The organism is Pseudoxanthomonas sp. LARHCG66, from assembly GCF_052871755.1.
Window position 1 is genome coordinate 81512 of sequence record NZ_JBIXJW010000004.1, and the last position, 16724, is coordinate 98235.

Sequence of the window (16724 nt, forward strand, 5' to 3'; positions counted from 1 at the left end):
CTGCGTCGCGACGGTGGGCCGGGGCCCACCCTACGTCACCCGGCGAACCCGCCCGCCGCCAGGTAGTCACGCTCTTCCTGCGTCGATGTGCGCCCCATCGCCTCGTTGCGGTGCGGGAAGCGGCCGAAGCGGGCGATCAGGTCGTAGTGCAGCTGCGCGTACTTCATGTACTCGTCGTTGCCGTGGGCGCGGAACAGGTCGAGCGAGCGCTGCTGGTCATCGAGCGATTCGGAATGCTCGAACGGCATGTAGAAGAAGATCTTCAGCACGGGATCGACCTGGGTGTCGAAGCCGGCCCCGACGGCACGATCAGCGTAGTGCCGCGCCAGGCCGTCGGTGGCGTAGGAGTGCGCGCTCTCGCGGAAGCAGTTGCGCGGAAACTGGTCCAGCAGCAACACCAGCGCCAACGCGCCCTCGGCATCGCCCATCCAGCCTTCCAGTTCGCGCCGCGCCGCACGGAAATGCAGCCCGCGGAAGTGCTGGTCGAAGTCGGCATCGAAGGCGTCGTCGCGCGAGAACCACTTCTCGTAGCCGGCGCTCTTCCAGAAAGTGATGACGTTCTGTGACTGCATGTCGTGGGTCATTTCGCTTTGCTCCCGTGTTCCAGGGCCTGCAGTGTCGCAAAGAACTCCGCGTGCTGGCGGTAGTCGTAGGCACCTTCCTCGGTGGCCGCTGCGATACGCGCACACACCGCCTGGGTCACCCCACCGTCGGGAAACATCTCCAGCAGCGCTTTGCGCGCCGCACCGGTGAACTCCGCCTTGCGTGCATCGGCGAACGCCTTGCCCTCCGCCTCTCCCCCAGCCGCCGTGACGGCGTCCGTCAGCATGAGCACGCGCTGCAGCGAGGGCTCCAGATAGCGGTGATTGCGCTGCTGCCAGCCTTGCAATGCCGCACGCGCCTGCTGCCCGATTTCGCCCTCGTAGGTGCCGCACTGCTGGCCCAGTGCCTCCAGCAGCGTGAGGCTGGTGGTGATGGCGAACCCGGCGGCCGCATTGCGGGCTTCGGTGTCAACCGCGCTCTCGGCTACCGCAGGTCCAGCATTGAACACCATCATCACGACCGCGATCACCGTCGCCCCACAACGATTCAGACCACTTGAACTGCCCATTGACTCTCTCTCCTTGTCATGTGAGCGCGAGCTTGCTGAGGCCAACGTTCAGCAGAGGCGATGGCTCCGGGATCGCGTAGGTAAACTCGCCTCTGAACCCTTGATCGAGTCCTCTATGGCCACTGTCGATCACGCTTCATTCTTGATCAATGCCTCCAACCTCAAACATCCTCGCGCTCTTCAAAGAAAGGACATCGATCAACGGCTAAGAATCCTGTGCGAGTGGTTCTTTGATACGGGTCTAGCCGACAGGAAGTTTCAGGCAGAGATACGGAATTGCAACGAACACAACTATAAACAACATCTCTCGGAGATGCTCCTGGCAAAGTCTCTAGCCACATCCGGATGGGGCGTCTCTCGACTCACGAGCAACAGAGGACCCGACTTCGTCGCCCGGCGAGGAAAAGAGATCCTGCAAATTGAGGTGAGCGCACCCGATCCATTGCCTGCTGTCGCAGCATACGTTAACAGGACTAGAGGCTCCGGTCCGTATCGAACTCCGAGAACTGATTTTCTACTCTGCTGGACCAAAGGAATAGACGCAAAGATCCAGCAGGCAATCGGCTATCGCGACATGCGGAAGGGGTGGGTCGAAAAGGGCAGTATCGATCCCTTAATCCCCTTCGTCATCGCGATCAATGGAATCAACTTCCAGGGAGACTTCGAGGAAGAGGGCTTCCGGGACATAAGCAATTTTCCCGTCGCAATTCAGGCAGTTTATGGAGCAAGTGACCTCATGCTCTACATCGATATTGACCGCAAGCGGCCGGATAGATCGGGTTATGAGGCTAGAGATTCGATCCAAAGACCGGCAAAGGAAGCGATTCCAAGCAACGCGCTTCTTGACCGAAAGAATGCACTGGTAAGCGCTGTGTGGGTACTCGCACAGGACGAGTACGATCTTCTTTTTGACGAGCCAGCACTCATCGAAAGGCAGGACTGGCGATCAGCAGTCCTGCATAACCCTTACGCCCAACAACCTATCCCGCCGGCACTTCTGCCCTCTTTCGAGGACATTGTCTGCACCCTCTCGGAGAAGGAGAGGGTGCTTACACGTGTGCACTGCGTTATTCCCACGAATAAGCGTTGATTTCAGCGCCGATCACTCATCAAACCGCAAATGCCGCACCGACTTCCCGTTCCGCCGGATCAGCTTCAGCGCCTCGATCCCCACGGTGATGTGGTTCTCGACGAATGACGAGCTGACCTTGGCGTCGCTGGCTTCGGTCTTCACGCCCTCCGGGATCATCGGCTGGTCGCTGACCAGCAGCAAGGCGCCAACAGGGATGCGGTTGGCGAAGCCGGCGGCGAAGACGGTGGCCGTTTCCATGTCGATGGCCATGCAGCGCATCGCGCGCAGGCGCTCCTTGAACGCGACGTCGTGTTCCCACACCCGGCGGTTGGTCGTGTAGACCGTGCCGGTCCAGTAGTCGTGGCCGAGGTCGCGGATCATCGTGGAGACCGCGCGCTGCAGTGCGAATGCGGGTAGCGCCGGCACTTCCGGCAGCAGGTAGTCGTTGCTGGTGCCTTCGCCGCGGATCGCCGCGATGGGCAGTACCAGGTCGCCCAACTGGTTCTTCCGCTTCAGCCCGCCGCACTTGCCAAGGAACAGCACTGCCTTGGGCATGATGGCCGACAGCAGATCCATCATGGTGGCGGCGTTGGGGCTGCCCATGCCGAAGTTGATCATGGTGATGCCATCGGCGGTGGCACTGGCCATCGGCCGGTCCAGGCCCACGATGGGCGCGCCGGTGAGCTGCGAGAACACGTTGAGGTAGCCGCCGAAATTGGTCAGCAGCACGTGCTCGCCGAACTGGTCCAGCGGCACGCCGGTGTAGCGCGGCAGCCAGTTGTCGACGATTTCGCTCTTGTCTTTCATGGGATTCCTCTTCTTTTTGTTGTTTGCGACGATTCTGGCACGACTGCGACGCGCGCACTTGGCAGAGTGCGCCCGGGCCGGTTAGGTTTCGCTTCTCTTCCAGGGAATACACCATGCGAATGACCTTGTTGGCCGGGCTGGTCCTGGCTGCGTCGGGGAGTGGCGCCCATGCCGCCACGCCCGCCTCCCGCTTCACCCAGGACCCGTACCCCAGCACCTACCGGGCGCTCGGTTCCGGGCCCGTGCTGCTGGCCAACGCGACCGTGCTGACCGGCACCGGCGAGCGCCTGGACGGTGCGGACGTGCTGCTCGCCGACGGCAAGGTGGCGGCGGTCGGCCGCGGCCTGTCCGCACCGGAAGGCGCCACGCGCGTCGACGCGACGGGCAAGTGGGTCACGCCCGGCCTGATCGACGTGCATTCGCACCTGGGCGTGTATCCCAGCCCGGGCGTGAAGGCGCACAGCGACGGCAACGAAATGACGGCGCCCGTGACGGCGAACGTGTGGGCCGAGCATTCGATCTGGGCGCAGGACCCGGGCTTCCACACAGCGCTCGCCGGCGGCGTGACGTCGATGCAGATCCTGCCCGGTTCGGCCAACCTGGTCGGCGGCCGCGGCGTGACGCTGAAGAACGTGCCGTCCACCAGCTACCAGGGCATGAAGTTCCCGGGTGCGCCATGGGGCCTGAAGATGGCCTGCGGCGAGAACCCCAAGCGCGTGTACGGCGGCAAGGCCGGCCCGGCCACACGCATGGGCAACGTGGCCGGCTACCGCGCGGCCTTCATCGATGCCAGCGAATACCTGAAGAAGAACGCACCCAAGCCGCAGCAGCCGAAACGGAAGCGCTGGTGGGAGCGCGCCAGTGGCGGCGAAGGTACCGACAGCGGTGGCGATGCCGGCGGCAAGCGCGATCTGAAGCTGGACACGCTGGCGGGTGCGATTAACGGCGAGATCCTGGTGCACATCCACTGCTACCGCGCCGATGAGATGACCACGATGCTCGACCTGGCGAAGGAGTTCGGCTTCAAGGTGGCCGCGTTCCACCATGGCGTGGAGGCCTACAAGCTGGCCGACCGCCTGGCGCAGGAGAACGTCTGCGGCGCGCTGTGGGCCGACTGGTGGGGCTTCAAGATGGAGGCCTTCGATGGCATCCAGGAAAACATCGCGCTGGTGGACCGGCCCGCCAACAGCTGCGCCATCGTGCATTCGGACTCGGACGAAGGCATCCAGCGCCTCAACCAGGAAGCCGCCAAGGTGATGGCGAACGCGCGCCGCGCCGGCATGGGCGACATCGCGCCGGAGCGCGCGATCCGCTGGGTGACCAGCAACGCAGCGAAGTCGCTGGGCATCGCCGAGCACACCGGCACGCTGGAGGCCGGCAAGATGGCCGACGTGGTGCTGTGGAACCAGAACCCCTTCAGCGTGTACGCCAAGGCCGAGCAGGTCTACATCGACGGCGCGCGCATCTACGACCGCAACGACCGCAGCAGGCAACCGGTGTCGGACTTCATGCTGGGCCAGGAGGTGATGCCGTGAGCCCTGTCCGTCGTAGTTCCCTGCCGCCATTCCAGCGCATGCGGGTATCCCTGTGGCTCTTGCCCTTCGGGTCGAAGGAGAGAGCAGCAACAAGAGCAAAAGCAAAATGGATCCCAGCATGTGCTGGGAGGACGGCGAGGGCGGCGGTGCTGACGGCTGCACTGGCGTCCACATCCTTGGCAGCACTTGCCCAGGATGTGCTGATCCGCAACGCCACCGTGCACACCGCCGGGGCACAGGGCACGCTGAAGAATGCCGATGTACTGGTGCGCAACGGCGTGGTGCAGTCGGTCGGCAATGGCATCGCGGCGCCCGCCGGTGCGACGGTGGTGGATGCCAACGGCCGTCCGCTGACGCCGGCGTTCTTCGGTGGCATCACCGAGATCGGCGTGGAGGAAGTATCGGGCGAAGCGTCCACGGTCGATGCGGCCGTGACGTTGACCGATCAGCCCATGCGGCCGGAGTTCGACGTGACGCTGGCGTACAACCCGGCATCGGTGGTGATCCCGGTGACGCGCGTGGAGGGCATCGGCTTTACCCTGCTGGCGGCGTCGACGGGCGGCTCCTTCATCGCCGGACAAGGGGGCGTGGTGCGGCTGGACGGCAGCGCCGACCCGGTAGGCCCGCGTGCGCTGTTCGTACGGTTGGGTGCTGGTGCGTCCGACCTGAGCGGCAAGTCGCGCGCGGCGCAATGGATGCTGCTGGACCAGATGGTGGCCGAGGCGCGCGGTCGCGTGCCGGTGGATTCGCCGCATGCGTTGTTGACACCTGCAGGCCGCGCCACGCTGGCGCGCTATCTCGCCGGCAACGGCCGCATCGTCGTGCAGGTGAACCGTGCGGCGGACATCCGCCAGCTGCTGCGCTGGGCGCAGCGCGAGAACGTACGCATCGCCATCGCCGGGGGTGCGGAGGCGTGGAAGCTGGCGCCCCAGCTCGCGCAGGCGAAGGTGCCGGTTTTCGTGGATGCACTCGCGGACCTGCCGGCCGACTTCGACCAGATCGGCGCCACGCTGGAGAATGCGGCGCGGCTGGATGCGGCGGGCGTGGGCGTCAGTTTCTCGCAGGCCGGCGATGCCTCGCACAACGCGCGCAAGATCCGCCAGCTGGCGGGCAACGCGGTGGCCAACGGTTTGCCGTGGGAAGACGGCCTGGCCGGGCTGACCCGGGTGCCGGCGGAGGCATTCGGCGTGGGCGACCGGGTGGGCACGATCGCACCGGGCAAGCTGGCCGACCTGGTGCTGTGGAGCGGCGATCCGCTCGACGTGGCCAACACCGCCGAGCACGTGTGGCTGGGTGGGCGCGCGATCCCGATGCGCTCGCGCCAGACCGAACTGCGCGACCGCTACCTGCAGCAGGCCGGTCCGTTGCCGCGGGCGTATTCGAAGTAAGCGATGCCGCGCGGCATCAGTCCACGGGGGCACCTTCGGGCGCCCTCGTGCTGTGCGACGGCACGGATAGCGCGTCCTCGCCCACCACGCGGTCGCCGCCCGCCCGCTTGGCCGCGTACATGGCATGGTCCGCCCGCGCGATCAGCGAGGTCACCGTATCGCCATCGCGCGCCTGTGCGGCACCGATGCTGGCGGTCACGCCCACGGGGACGCCTTCCACGCTCGCGCAGTCATGGCGGATGCGTTCGCTGACTTCTTCGCCGAACCGGATCGCGGCCGGCAGTTCCACGCCGGCCAGCACCAGGACGAACTCTTCGCCGCCCAGCCGTCCCAACTGGTCGCCGTACTGGAAGCGCTGGCTGACCACGCGCGTCACCGCGCGCAGGCAGGCATCGCCCAGGGCATGCCCGTGGCGGTCGTTGACCTGCTTGAAGTGATCCAGGTCGATGAACAGCAGCGAGACCGGGATGCGTTCGCGCTGCCGCTCGATCAGGGCCCAGTCGAGGCGGTGTTCGATGCCGCCCCGGTTGAGCACGCCCGTCAGCCCGTCGCGCTCGGCGTGCGCCTTGGCCCGGTCACGTTCTCGGCGGAAGGTCAGCATGCGGTCGGCCAGGCCCAGCGCCAGCACCACGGCGGTGAAGGCGAGCACCCAGGGCAGGCCGTATTCCAGCCACGGCTCGGCTCGCTCACCGGCACTGAAGCGCAGCGCACGCGTCATGGTGAACACCAGCAGCGGCACCCACGCGATCAGCACGTAGGCCGCATGCCGCTGGCCACGACGCCAGGCCACCACCAGCGTGACCAGCGCGATGGCATTGGTGAGCAGGAAGAGTGCGTTGGCGATGTCGGGGAACCAGGCCTTGTCGGCGGGCCACGGCAACAGCAACAGCAGCAGGGTCAGGCCACATCCGTAGGCGCCCACGACGCGCACCAGCCACGCCAGCCGCGGCGCGACCCGGCGCAGGCCAGCGTAGTCCAGCCACAGGTAGACCAGCAGGATGGTGGCGAGCGTGCCCGTGCCCCAGATCCCCTGCGCGCCAAAGTGCGCCAGCAGGGACAACCCCGGCCATGCGTAGGCTTCACCGTACGAGCACAGCGCGTACAGCAACTGGAACAGCATGGCGCCGGCGTACAGCAGGTAGACGCGCTCGCGCAGCACGGCCCAGAACAGCAGCACCGCCAGCGAGACGCCCAGCACCACGCCGATCGCCGGCAGCACCAGCCGCACGTGCCACAGGTCCGCGACAGCGTAGGACGGGCCGGACTCCACGGACACATGCAGCGGATAGCGCGCGCCCTCCACCTTCACGTACACCGGGCCATCGCCCTGCAAGGGGAACACCAGGGCACGCCGGCTGTACTGCGGATCGAGGTCGGCGCTGAAGATGTCCCGCCGGCGCGGCGTGCCTTCCGCCTGGTCGAGCACGGTCACGCGGGCGGTATAGGGGTGATAGAACACCAGCAGCGGCTCCCGCACGCCCGGCGTGGGTTCCACGCGCCATTCCCCGTTGCCGATCACGCGCACGGTCACGCCCCCGTCGTCGAAGCGGCGTTCCGAGAACAATCCGGCGCGCTGTCCGGCCTGCTGCTCCAGCGCCAGTGGCTGGATGCGATCAATGCGCGCGATGTTCTCCCCTCGCACATCCATCGTTGGCAGCAGGGCCAGAAGCAGCAGTAGAGACCACCACCCCTGTTTCATGTTGCCCCATCGCGTTCGAGGCGAGTGTCGGGCCGGGCCCCTCCACCGGCAAGCCGGAATCTGGCAATTATGTGATGTAAGTCACATAAACTATGGGCACATACCTCAACCGGTGTCGGACGCAGCCCACGTTTTCCTCCCTGCCGCATGCGGATAAAAGGTGATACAACTCACACTTCACGCGTTTACGCAACGACTTGCCGGCGGATGTCCGCTAGTTTTGCGGAGATAAGAGCAAATGCGATGGATGCCGGGAGGGGCTGAGATGCGCATTGGAATAGTCGTCGATTCGGCGTGCGATCTGCCGCTGGAGTATCTGCAACAACACAACATCGTCATCCTGCCGATCACGGTACGCATCGGCGAAGCCGTGCTTGCCGATCATCGCGACGAGCAGGCCACGCTGAGCTTCCTGCATGCGCACGTGGCCGAGCGCGGGCACGAGGCCGAGACCACGCCGTTCACCGTCAACCAGATCCGGGACCTGTTCCTGGGCCAGCTGGTGATCGACTACGACCACGTCTTCTGCATGACGATCACCAAGACGCGCAGCCCGATCCACGAGAACGCGATGCAGGCCAGCTTCGCGATCCTCAACGACTACAAGCCGGTACGCCAGGCCGCGGGGCACAACTCGCCTTTCGCGTTGCGGGTGATCGATACGCAGAACCTGTTCGCCGCGCAAGGCATCACCGCGGTGGAAGCGGTGCGCATGCGCGATGCCGGCGCGAACGTGCAGCAGATCCGCGTGCGGCTGGAAGAACTGGCCAACAACACGCATGGCTACATGATCCCGCGCGACCTGTATTACCTGCGCAACCGCGCGCGCACCAAGGGCGACCGCAGCGTGGGCCTGCTCAGCGCGGCGCTGGGCAGCGCGCTGGACATCAAGCCGGTGCTGTACGGTCATGCCGGCAACACCGAGCCGGTGGCGAAGATCAAGGGTTTCGACAATGCGGTCGAACAGATGTTCAAGTTCACCGGCAACCGGGTGATGGCCGGCCTGATGACGCCGACCGTCTGCCTGAGCTACGGCGGCGAACTCTCGGAACTGCGTGCGCTGCCGGGCTACCAGCGCCTGCGCGACATCTGCGAGAACAACAAGGTCGAAGTGTTCGAGAGCGTGATGAGCCTGACCGGCATGGTCAACGTGGGCAAGGGGGCCGTGGTGGCCGCCTTCGCGGCGCCGCCGGCCCCGTTCAAAGCGGCATAACGGCGACCTAACGCGACGGGGATACGCTATGCCCCTGGTTTGAACCGGGGGTGCCATGGCGGTCCGTTACTACATCAGCCTGCCGGATCCCGGCCGCGCGCGCGGCGGCGATCCGGCCTTCAGTTTCGATGCACATGGTGCGGATGAATTCGCCGCGCAACTCCAGCATGCGCTGCGCACGAGCAGCCTGTTCGACCGCTGGCGCGCGCGCCAGGAAGAACCGGACGAAGTGGACCCCGGATTGGGCGTGGTCGATGACGACGCCATGGTCCGTGGACAGCAGGACGATCTCAGCATCCTGCTGGTGGCGACCTCGTCCATCCCCGGTCAGGTCCTCAAGCACCGCCTGCGGCTGCTGGCGGGCCATGCGTGGGAACTGCGCGACGTCTCGGCCGCGTAGCGCGCGGCCTTCGCGCGGAGCCACCCCCTCATGACGGCGTGTCGCACGCCTGCACTGCTGGCCTGGAGTGGTGGCAAGGATGCGGCGTGGACGCTGCACGTCCTGCACCGGCGCGATGATGTCGAGGTGGTTGGTCTGCTGACCACGGTGACCGAGGATTACGGCCGCGTATCGATGCAGGGCATCCGTCGCAGCGTGCTGCATGCACAGGCACAGGCCACTGGCCTGCCTTTGATCGAAGCGATGATTCCAGCACGCTGCACCAACGATGATTACGAACGGGCGATGACCGCCGCGTTGGCGCGGGCGACGCAACGCTGGCCCGGCCTGCGCACGATGGCGTTCGGTGACCTGTTCCTGGAGGACATCCGCGCGTACCGCGTGCAGAACCTGGCGAGGATCGGCTGGGACGTACTGACGCCGCTGTTCGGCAGCGATACGGCGACGCTTGCGCGCGAGATGATCGAGAGCGGCCTGCGCGCGCACCTGTGCTGCGTGGACACGCAGCAACTCGATGCTTCCTTCGCCGGGCATGCATTCGATACCGGGCTGCTCGATGCACTGCCGGCGGGCGTGGACCCGTGCGGCGAGAACGGCGAGTTCCACACCTGCGTCTCGGCCGGCCCGATGTTCGACGCACCACTCGCCCTGGCGCAGGGCGACACCGAACTGCGCGACGGCCGCTTCGCGTTCACCGACTACGCACTCGCCGACGTGCCCACGTAGGGTGGGCCTTGGCCCACCATCGCGGTGAGCCGATGGTCGCGGGACGGCGGGCTTGAGCCCGCCCTGCGCCTTCGATGCATCGCGTCTCCGCCGACACGATGTTCGATGTCACCGATTACGCACTGCCGACCCAGTCCGGTTACGGCCAGCTGGCCAACGGCACGAGTACCTGCGGTTCGCGCGGCCCCTGCAGCAACTCGGGCAACCGCGCCTCGTAGTCGCGACGGTAGGGTTTGTCCTGTCGCTCGAGGAAGGTGGCCACGTCGGGTTCGGCCCAGCGTTCATAGAGGGTGAACGACGTCGGGTCGTGGGCGTCTCGATGCAGTGCACACGACAGGAACGTGTCCTCCTTCGACATCGCATCGACGATATCGTGCACCGCACGCAACCATTCGTCGACGCGCTCCGGCTTCACGCGCAGACGGACGTAGAACACCAGCGGTACGGACGGGGTTGCAGCGTGATCGAGGCTCATCGGTGCAGGGCCTTGGCGTGGTACGCGATGTGGTCGCCGATGAAACTGGCGATGAAGTAGTAGCTGTGGTCGTAGCCGGGCTGCAGGCGCAGCGTCAGCGGGTGGCCGGCAGCCTCGGCTGCGGCCTGCAGCAGTTCCGGCTTCAGCTGCGTGCGCAGGAACTCGTCCGCATCGCCCTGGTCGACCAGCAGCGGCAGCCGTTCCTGCGCGGCCGCGACAAGTGCGACGGTGTCATGCGCCTTCCAAGCCGCACGGTCCTCACCAAGATAGGCGGTGAACGCCTTCTCGCCCCACGGCACCTGCGAGGGCGCGACGATCGGCGAGAACGCCGAGACGCTGCGGTAGCGGCCGGGATTCTTCAACGCGATCGTCAACGCGCCATGCCCGCCCATCGAATGCCCGCTGATCGCACGCCGGTCGCTCGCCGCCGGATCGGCTTCGACCCAGGCCGGGAGTTCGTCGACGATGTAGTCGTACATCCGGTAGTGCGAGGCCCAGGGCGCCTGAGTCGCATTGACGTAGAAGCCCGCGCCCTTGCCCAGGTCGTAGCCCTCGGCGTCCGCCACGTCTTCGCCGCGCGGACTGGTGTCCGGCGCGACGAGGATCAGGCCGTGTTCGGCCGCATAACGCTGCGCACCGGCCTTGGTGATGAAGTTCTGCTCGGTGCAGGTCAGGCCGCTCAGCCAGTAAAGCACCGGGCACGGTCCCCGTTCGACCTGCGGCGGAAAGTAGACGCCCACCGTCATGTCGCAGCCGAGTACGGCTGAGCGATGGCGGTAGACGTCCTGCCAGCCGCCGAAGCAGGCGCGGTGTTCGATGCGTTCGAGTGTCATCACAAGATCCTGCTGTAGCCCCTCTCCCGCCGGGAGAGGGGTTGGGGTGAGGGTACGGCGGAGGCATTGAGGCCTGAGGCATGCGGACTTCGCCGCACCCTCATCCGCCCTGCGGGCACCTTCTCCCGGAGGGAGAAGGGAACCCCATCAGTAATGCACCACGCTGCGGATCGACTTGCCTTCATGCATCAGGTCGAAGGCTTCGTTGATGTCGTCCAGCGGCATCGTATGCGTGACGAACGGCGCGAGTTCGATGTCGCCCTTCATCGCATCCTCTACCATGCCCGGCAGTTGCGAACGGCCCTTCACGCCGCCGAACGCCGTGCCCATCCACTTGCGGCCGGTCACCAGCTGGAACGGACGCGTGCTGATCTCCTGCCCCGCACCGGCCACGCCGATGATCACGCTCTGGCCCCAGCCACGGTGCGCGCATTCAAGCGCCGCGCGCATGACGTTGACGTTGCCGATGCATTCGAACGAATGGTCCACGCCCCAGCCCGTCATCTCGACGATCACCTGCTGGATCGGCTTGTCGAAGTCCTTGGGATTGACGCAGTCGGTGGCGCCGAACTGCTTGGCCATGTCGAACTTGGACGGATTGGTGTCGATGGCGATGATGCGACCGGCCTTCGCCTGCCGCGCACCCTGGATCACCGCCAGGCCGATACCGCCCAGGCCGAACACCGCGACCGAATCGCCCGCCTGCACCTTGGCGGTGTTGTGAACGGCGCCGATGCCGGTGGTCACGCCGCAGCCGAGCAGGCAGACGTGTTCCGGATTCGCGTCGGGGTTGATCTTCGCCAGCGAGACTTCGGCCACGACGGTGTATTCGCTGAAGGTCGAGCAGCCCATGTAGTGGTACAGCGGCTGGCCTTCGTAGGAGAAACGCGAGGTGCCATCCGGCATCACGCCCTTGCCCTGGGTGGCGCGCACCGAGGTGCACAGGTTGGTCTTGCCGCTCTTGCAGAACAGGCACTCGCCGCATTCGGCGGTGTAGAGCGGAATGACATGGTCGCCCGGCTTCACGCTGGTGACGCCTTCGCCCACCTCGACCACGATGCCGGCGCCTTCATGGCCCAGTACGACCGGGAACAGGCCTTCCGGATCATCGCCGGACAGCGTGAACGCGTCGGTGTGGCACACGCCGGTATGGGTGATCTTCACCAGCACTTCGCCCTTCTGCGGCGGGGCGACATCGATCTCGACGATCTTCAGCGGTTCGCCTGCGGCGAAGGCGACAGCGGCACGGGATTTCATGGCGGTACTCCTGCTTACTTCAAATAGGAACGGACCAGCGCGACGGCGGCATCGATGCCGGCCTCGCGTTGTTTGGGGGTGGCGGCCGGCTGCGCGAATTCTTCGCGCAGATGGCTTTCCAGGATCTCCGACATCAGCCCATTGACCGCGCCGCGCACCGCAGCGAGTTGCTGCAGCACGGGCGCGCAATCCGCACCCTCCTCCAGCGCGCGCTCAAGCGCATCCAACTGGCCACGGATGCGACGCACACGGGTGAGCGCCTTCTTCTTGTCGGCGGGGGAATGGGGCATGTCGGCCAGCGCCTTTATAGTGGGGGGGAGTATAAGCGACCCGCCCCAGCGCATGAAGCCCCGCTTGTCCGGATACCGCTACGTGGCTGCGCAGCAGGCAGGCCCACAACAGGACTTCACGGGCGCGGCGGCATCGTCCTGCCGTGAGACGGCAAGCGAGGTCGCAACAGGCGTGGCCCGCTCGACCACCCCGGACGCATCCGTCGCGGCGCGCGATGCCAGATCGCCCTTGCGTTCGCTGTAACGGCTGGTCAGGTAGTCGCTGCGGTCGCGCACCAACAGGGTGAACTTCACCAGTTCCTCCATCACGTCCACCACGCGGTCGTAGTACGGCGAGGGCTTCATGCGGCCTTCGTCATCGAATTCCTGCCAGGCCTTCGGCACGGACGACTGGTTGGGGATGGTGACCATGCGCATCCAGCGGCCCAGCACGCGCAACGCATTGACCACATTGAACGATTGCGAACCGCCGCACACCTGCATGACCGCGAGCGTGCGGCCCTGCGTGGGACGCACGCTGCCCTCGGACAGCGGCAGCCAGTCGATCTGGTTCTTGAACACCGCGCTGAGCGTGCCATGGCGTTCCGGGCTGACCCAGACCTGGCCTTCGGACCACTGCGACCACGCACGCAGCCGCTGCACCTCGGCGTGGTCCGCGCCCACGCTGTCCAGGATCGGCAGGTCGTGCGGATGGAACACGCGCGTCTCCGCACCGAATTGCTGCAGAAGCCTCTCCGCCTCCAGGGCCAGCTTTCGACTGAAGGATGACGGGCGCAGCGAGCCGTACAGGATCAGGATGCGCGGCGGGTGCGGAGAACCGCCGATGGCGAGCTTGCCGGCGTCCGGCATGTCGAAGGCGTCGGGCGCGAGCTGCGGCAGCAATGGAACTGTCATGTCGGCTTGTTAGGCTGTGATTGTTCGATTATTCTAGAATTATGGAAATAACAAACGCAACCGTTGCCCTGGCTGCCCTCGGCCAGACCACCCGCCTGGCGGTCTTCCGCCTGCTGGTCGAAGCCGGCCCGTCCGGCCGCATGGCGGGCGAGATCGCCGAAGCCCTGGGGCTGCCGGGCGCCACGCTGTCCTTCCACCTGAAGGAACTGGTGGCCGCAGGACTGGTGCAGAGCGAGGCGCGCGGGCGGCACGTCTGCTATCGGGCCGATTTCGCGGCGATGAACGGGCTGATCGAATTCCTGACCCGGAACTGCTGCGGTGGCGACACGGCGCAATGCGCGCCTGCCGCGCCGTGCGGCCCTGAAGGTTGTGCATGACGGCAACCGGCACGCCGCCGCTGTCGCGCCGCATGGGCGGTTTCGAGCGCCACCTCACCTGGTGGGTGCTGGGCTGCATCGGCGTGGGCACCGCGCTGGGCTACCTGTTGCCGGGCGCATTCGCCACGCTGGGGTCGGCGGAAGTCGCCAGGGTGAACCTGCCGGTGGCCGTGCTGATCTGGCTGATGATCATCCCGATGCTGCTGAAGATCGACTTCCGCGCGATGGGCGACGTGAAGCGGCACTGGAAAGGCATCGGCGTCACCGTGTTCGTGAACTGGGCGATCAAGCCGTTCTCGATGGCCGTGCTGGCGTGGCTGTTCGTGCGACATGTGTTCGCCGACCATCTGCCTGCCGCGCAGATCGATTCGTACGTGGCCGGACTGATCCTGCTGGCGGCCGCGCCGTGTACCGCCATGGTGTTCGTGTGGAGCCACCTGTGCGATGGCGAGCCGCGCTTCACGCTGAGCCAGGTCGCATTGAACGACGCGATCATGGTGGTGGCCTTCGCGCCCATCGTCGGCCTGCTGTTGGGCATCTCGTCCATCACCGTGCCATGGGCGACGCTGATGCTGTCGGTGGCGCTGTACATCGTGGTGCCGGTCATCGTCGCGGCGCTGCTGCGCCACTGGATACTTGGCCGTGGTGGCGACGCGGCACTGCAGGTGCTGCTCGAGCGGCTGGGGCCGGTGTCGCTGGGCGCGCTGCTGCTCACGCTGGTGCTGCTGTTCGGTTTCCAGGGCCGCCAGATCGTGGACCAGCCGCTGATCATCGCGATGCTCGCGGTCCCCATCGTGATCCAGGTGTATTTCAACGCCGGCGTGTCGTACTGGCTCAACCGCCGGTTGGGCGTGGCGCATTGCGTGGCGGGCCCGTCGGCCCTGATCGGCGCCAGCAATTTCTTCGAGCTTGCCGTGGCCACGGCTGTGGGTGTGTTCGGCGTGCATTCCGGTGCGGCGCTGGCCACGGTGGTCGGCGTGCTGGTGGAAGTGCCGGTCATGTTGTCCGTGGTCCGCATCGTCAATGCGTCGAAGCCCTGGTACGAACGCCGCGCCTGATTTCTTACCTCGCCTCCACCCCTCTTCCTTCAGGACACGCCCATGGACCGCCCCTGCAACCTGTTGTTCCTGTGCACCGGCAATTCCGCCCGCAGCATCATGGCCGAGGCCATGGCCAACCAGCTGGGCAAAGGCCGCTTCCATGCCTACAGCGCAGGGAGCCACCCGCGCGGTGAGGTGCATCCGGTCGCGCTGCAGATCCTGCAGGAGGCCGGCCTGCCGACGGCGTCGTTGCGCAGCAAACCGTGGGACGAATTCGCCACCGCCGATGCGCCACCGATGGACCTGATCATCACCGTCTGCGACAAGGCGGCTGGCGAAGCATGTCCTGTCTGGCCCGGCCATCCGGTCACCGCACATTGGGGCGTCGAAGATCCCGCCGCCGTCGCCGGCTCACCGGAGCAGGTACGCCACGCGTTCGCCCATGCGCTGCACCTGCTGCAGCACCGCATCACGCTGTTGCTTGCGCTCAAGCCCGAGGCGCTGGATCGCCTGGCGCTGGAGACGCGGGTGCGCGAGATCGGCACCTCGTCCTGAACGCCACATCCACCTGTTATTCCTCCTCCATCCAAGAACCATCCATGAGCATTCGCGTTGGCATCAACGGTTTCGGCCGCATGGGCCGCCTCACCTTGCGTGCGGCCTGGGACAATCCCGACCTGCAATTCGTGCAGATCAATGATCCGGCGGGCGACGCTTCGACGTTGGCGCACCTGCTGGAGTTCGACTCGATCCACGGACCGTGGCATCGCGGGATCAGTGCCGATGGCGATGCACTGGTGATCGACGGCGCGCGCATCCCGATGACGCACAACAAGGACCTCGCGGCGACCGACTGGTCGGGCTGCGACGTGGTCATCGAATCCTCCGGCAGGTTCCGCAAACCCGATGTACTGCAGCCCTACCTCGACCAGGGCGTGAAGCGCGTGGTGGTGACCGCGCCGGTCAAGGCACCCGGCGTGCTGGATGTGGTGGTGGGCGTGAACCACCACCGCTTCGATCCCGCTCTGCACCGCATCGTGTCGGCAGCCTCGTGCACGACCAACTGCTTCGCACCGGTGGTGAAGGTGATCCACGAAGGCATCGGCATCCGCCACGGCAGCCTGACCACGATCCACAGCCTGACCAACACGCAGGTGATCGTGGACGCGCCGCACAAGGACCTGCGCCGTGCGCGTGCGTGCGGCAGCAGCCTGATCCCGACCTCGACGGGCTCGGCGACCGCCATCGCCGAAATCTTCCCCGAATTGAAGGGCCGCCTGAACGGCCATGCCGTGCGCGTGCCGCTGACCAATGCCTCGCTGACCGACTGCGTATTCGAAGTGGAGCGCGCGACGACGGTCGAGGAAGTGAATGCGCTGCTGCAAACCGCTGCCGAAGGCGAGCTGGCGGGCATCCTGGGGTACGAGACACGCCCGCTGGTGTCGATCGATTACCAGACGGATCCACGCTCCAGCATCATCGATGCGCTGTCGACGATGGTGATCAACGGCACGCAGGTGAAGCTGTATGCCTGGTACGACAACGAATGGGGCTACGTGAATCGCACGGCGGAACTCGTGCAACTGGTCGGCAAGGCGGGCTGACAC

At 66.0% G+C, this 16724-nt stretch carries 19 protein-coding genes; 10 read left to right on the plus strand and 9 right to left on the minus strand.

The window, feature by feature from the left end:
• Positions 1-35 precede the first annotated feature (35 nt).
• Both ACIPRS_RS13125 and ACIPRS_RS13130 read right to left on the minus strand, forming a co-directional pair.
• Positions 36-584, minus strand: coding sequence for a DUF924 family protein (locus tag ACIPRS_RS13125; protein WP_446538849.1), 549 nt, complete (start codon positions 582-584; stop codon positions 36-38).
• Positions 581-1111, minus strand: coding sequence for a hypothetical protein (locus ACIPRS_RS13130; RefSeq protein WP_446538850.1), 531 nt, complete (start codon positions 1109-1111; stop codon positions 581-583). Before ACIPRS_RS13130 ends, ACIPRS_RS13125 begins: the two co-directional genes overlap by 4 nt.
• 115 nt (positions 1112-1226) lie before the next feature.
• Here ACIPRS_RS13130 and ACIPRS_RS13135 point away from each other — a divergent pair, with 115 nt between their 5' ends.
• Positions 1227-2201 carry a hypothetical protein gene (locus tag ACIPRS_RS13135; RefSeq protein ID WP_446538851.1) on the plus strand — a complete coding sequence of 325 codons (975 nt, stop codon included), beginning with the start codon at positions 1227-1229 and terminating at the stop codon, positions 2199-2201.
• Between the two features lie 12 nt (positions 2202-2213).
• Here the strand turns inward: ACIPRS_RS13135 and ACIPRS_RS13140 are convergent, their stop codons facing one another.
• Entirely contained in the window at positions 2214-2990 is a 777-nt protein-coding gene (locus ACIPRS_RS13140) for an AMP nucleosidase (protein WP_055937943.1), read from the minus strand.
• A gap of 113 nt (positions 2991-3103) precedes the next feature.
• Between ACIPRS_RS13140 and ACIPRS_RS13145 the strand changes: the two genes are divergently transcribed.
• Together ACIPRS_RS13145 and ACIPRS_RS13150 are read left to right on the plus strand one after the other, a co-directional pair.
• Positions 3104-4525 carry an amidohydrolase gene (locus ACIPRS_RS13145; RefSeq protein WP_446538852.1) on the plus strand — a complete coding sequence of 474 codons (1422 nt, stop codon included), beginning with the start codon at positions 3104-3106 and terminating at the stop codon, positions 4523-4525.
• A gap of 146 nt (positions 4526-4671) precedes the next feature.
• Positions 4672-5913 (plus strand): amidohydrolase family protein, encoded by a 1242-nt coding sequence (locus tag ACIPRS_RS13150; RefSeq protein ID WP_446538853.1) that lies wholly within the window; start codon positions 4672-4674, stop codon positions 5911-5913.
• Between the two features lie 16 nt (positions 5914-5929).
• Here the strand turns inward: ACIPRS_RS13150 and ACIPRS_RS13155 are convergent, their stop codons facing one another.
• The gene (locus ACIPRS_RS13155) at positions 5930-7612 is read right to left on the minus strand and encodes a sensor domain-containing diguanylate cyclase (RefSeq protein WP_446538854.1); all 1683 of its coding nucleotides are present in this window, start codon (positions 7610-7612) and stop codon (positions 5930-5932) included.
• Between the two features lie 265 nt (positions 7613-7877).
• Here ACIPRS_RS13155 and ACIPRS_RS13160 point away from each other — a divergent pair, with 265 nt between their 5' ends.
• From ACIPRS_RS13160 to ACIPRS_RS13170, 3 genes are read left to right on the plus strand one after another with little or no spacing between them, the layout of a single operon-like run.
• Entirely contained in the window at positions 7878-8825 is a 948-nt protein-coding gene (locus tag ACIPRS_RS13160; RefSeq protein WP_337732389.1) for a DegV family protein, read from the plus strand.
• Positions 8826-8880: 55 nt separating this feature from the next.
• On the plus strand, positions 8881-9225 hold the full coding sequence (locus tag ACIPRS_RS13165) for a hypothetical protein (protein WP_446538855.1): 345 nt from the start codon (positions 8881-8883) through the stop codon (positions 9223-9225).
• Positions 9226-9255: 30 nt separating this feature from the next.
• Positions 9256-9951 (plus strand): Dph6-related ATP pyrophosphatase, encoded by a 696-nt coding sequence (locus ACIPRS_RS13170; protein ID WP_446538856.1) that lies wholly within the window; start codon positions 9256-9258, stop codon positions 9949-9951.
• 139 nt (positions 9952-10090) lie between these two features.
• Here the strand turns inward: ACIPRS_RS13170 and ACIPRS_RS13175 are convergent, their stop codons facing one another.
• The 5 genes from ACIPRS_RS13175 to arsH all read right to left on the minus strand — a co-directional run bounded on the left by ACIPRS_RS13175 (position 10091) and on the right by arsH (position 13700).
• Complete coding sequence (locus ACIPRS_RS13175) at positions 10091-10426, minus strand: putative quinol monooxygenase (RefSeq protein ID WP_446538857.1); 336 nt, start codon at positions 10424-10426, stop codon at positions 10091-10093.
• Positions 10423-11259, minus strand: coding sequence for an S-formylglutathione hydrolase (fghA, locus tag ACIPRS_RS13180; RefSeq protein WP_446538858.1), 837 nt, complete (start codon positions 11257-11259; stop codon positions 10423-10425). Before fghA ends, ACIPRS_RS13175 begins: the two co-directional genes overlap by 4 nt.
• A 147-nt stretch (positions 11260-11406) precedes the next feature.
• On the minus strand, positions 11407-12516 hold the full coding sequence (locus ACIPRS_RS13185) for an S-(hydroxymethyl)glutathione dehydrogenase/class III alcohol dehydrogenase (protein ID WP_446538859.1): 1110 nt from the start codon (positions 12514-12516) through the stop codon (positions 11407-11409).
• Positions 12517-12530: 14 nt separating this feature from the next.
• On the minus strand, positions 12531-12806 hold the full coding sequence (frmR, locus tag ACIPRS_RS13190; protein ID WP_337732394.1) for a formaldehyde-responsive transcriptional repressor FrmR: 276 nt from the start codon (positions 12804-12806) through the stop codon (positions 12531-12533).
• A gap of 78 nt (positions 12807-12884) precedes the next feature.
• Positions 12885-13700: an arsenical resistance protein ArsH gene (gene arsH / locus ACIPRS_RS13195; RefSeq protein ID WP_446538860.1), complete on the minus strand. Its 816-nt coding sequence runs from the start codon at positions 13698-13700 to the stop codon at positions 12885-12887.
• 41 nt (positions 13701-13741) lie between these two features.
• On the opposite strand from arsH, the gene ACIPRS_RS13200 reads away from it, so the two are divergent.
• Genes ACIPRS_RS13200 through ACIPRS_RS13215 form a run of 4 tightly spaced genes read left to right on the plus strand, consistent with a single transcriptional unit; the run spans position 13742 to position 16721 of the window.
• Positions 13742-14077, plus strand: a complete 336-nt coding sequence (locus tag ACIPRS_RS13200; protein ID WP_185894848.1) for an ArsR/SmtB family transcription factor — start codon at positions 13742-13744, stop codon at positions 14075-14077.
• Positions 14078-14109: 32 nt separating this feature from the next.
• On the plus strand, positions 14110-15135 hold the full coding sequence (gene arsB / locus ACIPRS_RS13205; RefSeq protein WP_446539100.1) for an ACR3 family arsenite efflux transporter: 1026 nt from the start codon (positions 14110-14112) through the stop codon (positions 15133-15135).
• Positions 15136-15177: 42 nt separating this feature from the next.
• Positions 15178-15672 (plus strand): arsenate reductase ArsC, encoded by a 495-nt coding sequence (locus ACIPRS_RS13210; protein ID WP_446538861.1) that lies wholly within the window; start codon positions 15178-15180, stop codon positions 15670-15672.
• A 44-nt stretch (positions 15673-15716) separates the two neighbouring features.
• Positions 15717-16721, plus strand: a complete 1005-nt coding sequence (locus ACIPRS_RS13215) for an ArsJ-associated glyceraldehyde-3-phosphate dehydrogenase (RefSeq protein WP_446538862.1) — start codon at positions 15717-15719, stop codon at positions 16719-16721.
• The last annotated feature ends 3 nt before the right edge of the window (positions 16722-16724 follow it).

What these genes read in the sequence shown, in the direction of transcription:
- ACIPRS_RS13130 (WP_446538850.1), bottom strand. Translation starts at nt 1,111, where the DNA reads ATGGGCAGTTCAAGTGGTCTGAATCGTTGTGGGGCGACGGTGATCGCG.
- ACIPRS_RS13160 (WP_337732389.1), top strand. Translation starts at nt 7,878, where the DNA reads ATGCGCATTGGAATAGTCGTCGATTCGGCGTGCGATCTGCCGCTGGAG.
- ACIPRS_RS13145 (WP_446538852.1), top strand. Translation starts at nt 3,104, where the DNA reads ATGCGAATGACCTTGTTGGCCGGGCTGGTCCTGGCTGCGTCGGGGAGT.
- ACIPRS_RS13215 (WP_446538862.1), top strand. Translation starts at nt 15,717, where the DNA reads ATGAGCATTCGCGTTGGCATCAACGGTTTCGGCCGCATGGGCCGCCTC.
- ACIPRS_RS13125 (WP_446538849.1), bottom strand. Translation starts at nt 584, where the DNA reads ATGACCCACGACATGCAGTCACAGAACGTCATCACTTTCTGGAAGAGC.
- ACIPRS_RS13140 (WP_055937943.1), bottom strand. Translation starts at nt 2,990, where the DNA reads ATGAAAGACAAGAGCGAAATCGTCGACAACTGGCTGCCGCGCTACACC.
- ACIPRS_RS13135 (WP_446538851.1), top strand. Translation starts at nt 1,227, where the DNA reads ATGGCCACTGTCGATCACGCTTCATTCTTGATCAATGCCTCCAACCTC.
- ACIPRS_RS13175 (WP_446538857.1), bottom strand. Translation starts at nt 10,426, where the DNA reads ATGAGCCTCGATCACGCTGCAACCCCGTCCGTACCGCTGGTGTTCTAC.
- arsH (WP_446538860.1), bottom strand. Translation starts at nt 13,700, where the DNA reads ATGACAGTTCCATTGCTGCCGCAGCTCGCGCCCGACGCCTTCGACATG.
- ACIPRS_RS13185 (WP_446538859.1), bottom strand. Translation starts at nt 12,516, where the DNA reads ATGAAATCCCGTGCCGCTGTCGCCTTCGCCGCAGGCGAACCGCTGAAG.
- arsB (WP_446539100.1), top strand. Translation starts at nt 14,110, where the DNA reads ATGGGCGGTTTCGAGCGCCACCTCACCTGGTGGGTGCTGGGCTGCATC.
- ACIPRS_RS13210 (WP_446538861.1), top strand. Translation starts at nt 15,178, where the DNA reads ATGGACCGCCCCTGCAACCTGTTGTTCCTGTGCACCGGCAATTCCGCC.
- ACIPRS_RS13165 (WP_446538855.1), top strand. Translation starts at nt 8,881, where the DNA reads ATGGCGGTCCGTTACTACATCAGCCTGCCGGATCCCGGCCGCGCGCGC.
- fghA (WP_446538858.1), bottom strand. Translation starts at nt 11,259, where the DNA reads ATGACACTCGAACGCATCGAACACCGCGCCTGCTTCGGCGGCTGGCAG.
- frmR (WP_337732394.1), bottom strand. Translation starts at nt 12,806, where the DNA reads ATGCCCCATTCCCCCGCCGACAAGAAGAAGGCGCTCACCCGTGTGCGT.
- ACIPRS_RS13200 (WP_185894848.1), top strand. Translation starts at nt 13,742, where the DNA reads ATGGAAATAACAAACGCAACCGTTGCCCTGGCTGCCCTCGGCCAGACC.
- ACIPRS_RS13155 (WP_446538854.1), bottom strand. Translation starts at nt 7,612, where the DNA reads ATGAAACAGGGGTGGTGGTCTCTACTGCTGCTTCTGGCCCTGCTGCCA.
- ACIPRS_RS13170 (WP_446538856.1), top strand. Translation starts at nt 9,256, where the DNA reads ATGACGGCGTGTCGCACGCCTGCACTGCTGGCCTGGAGTGGTGGCAAG.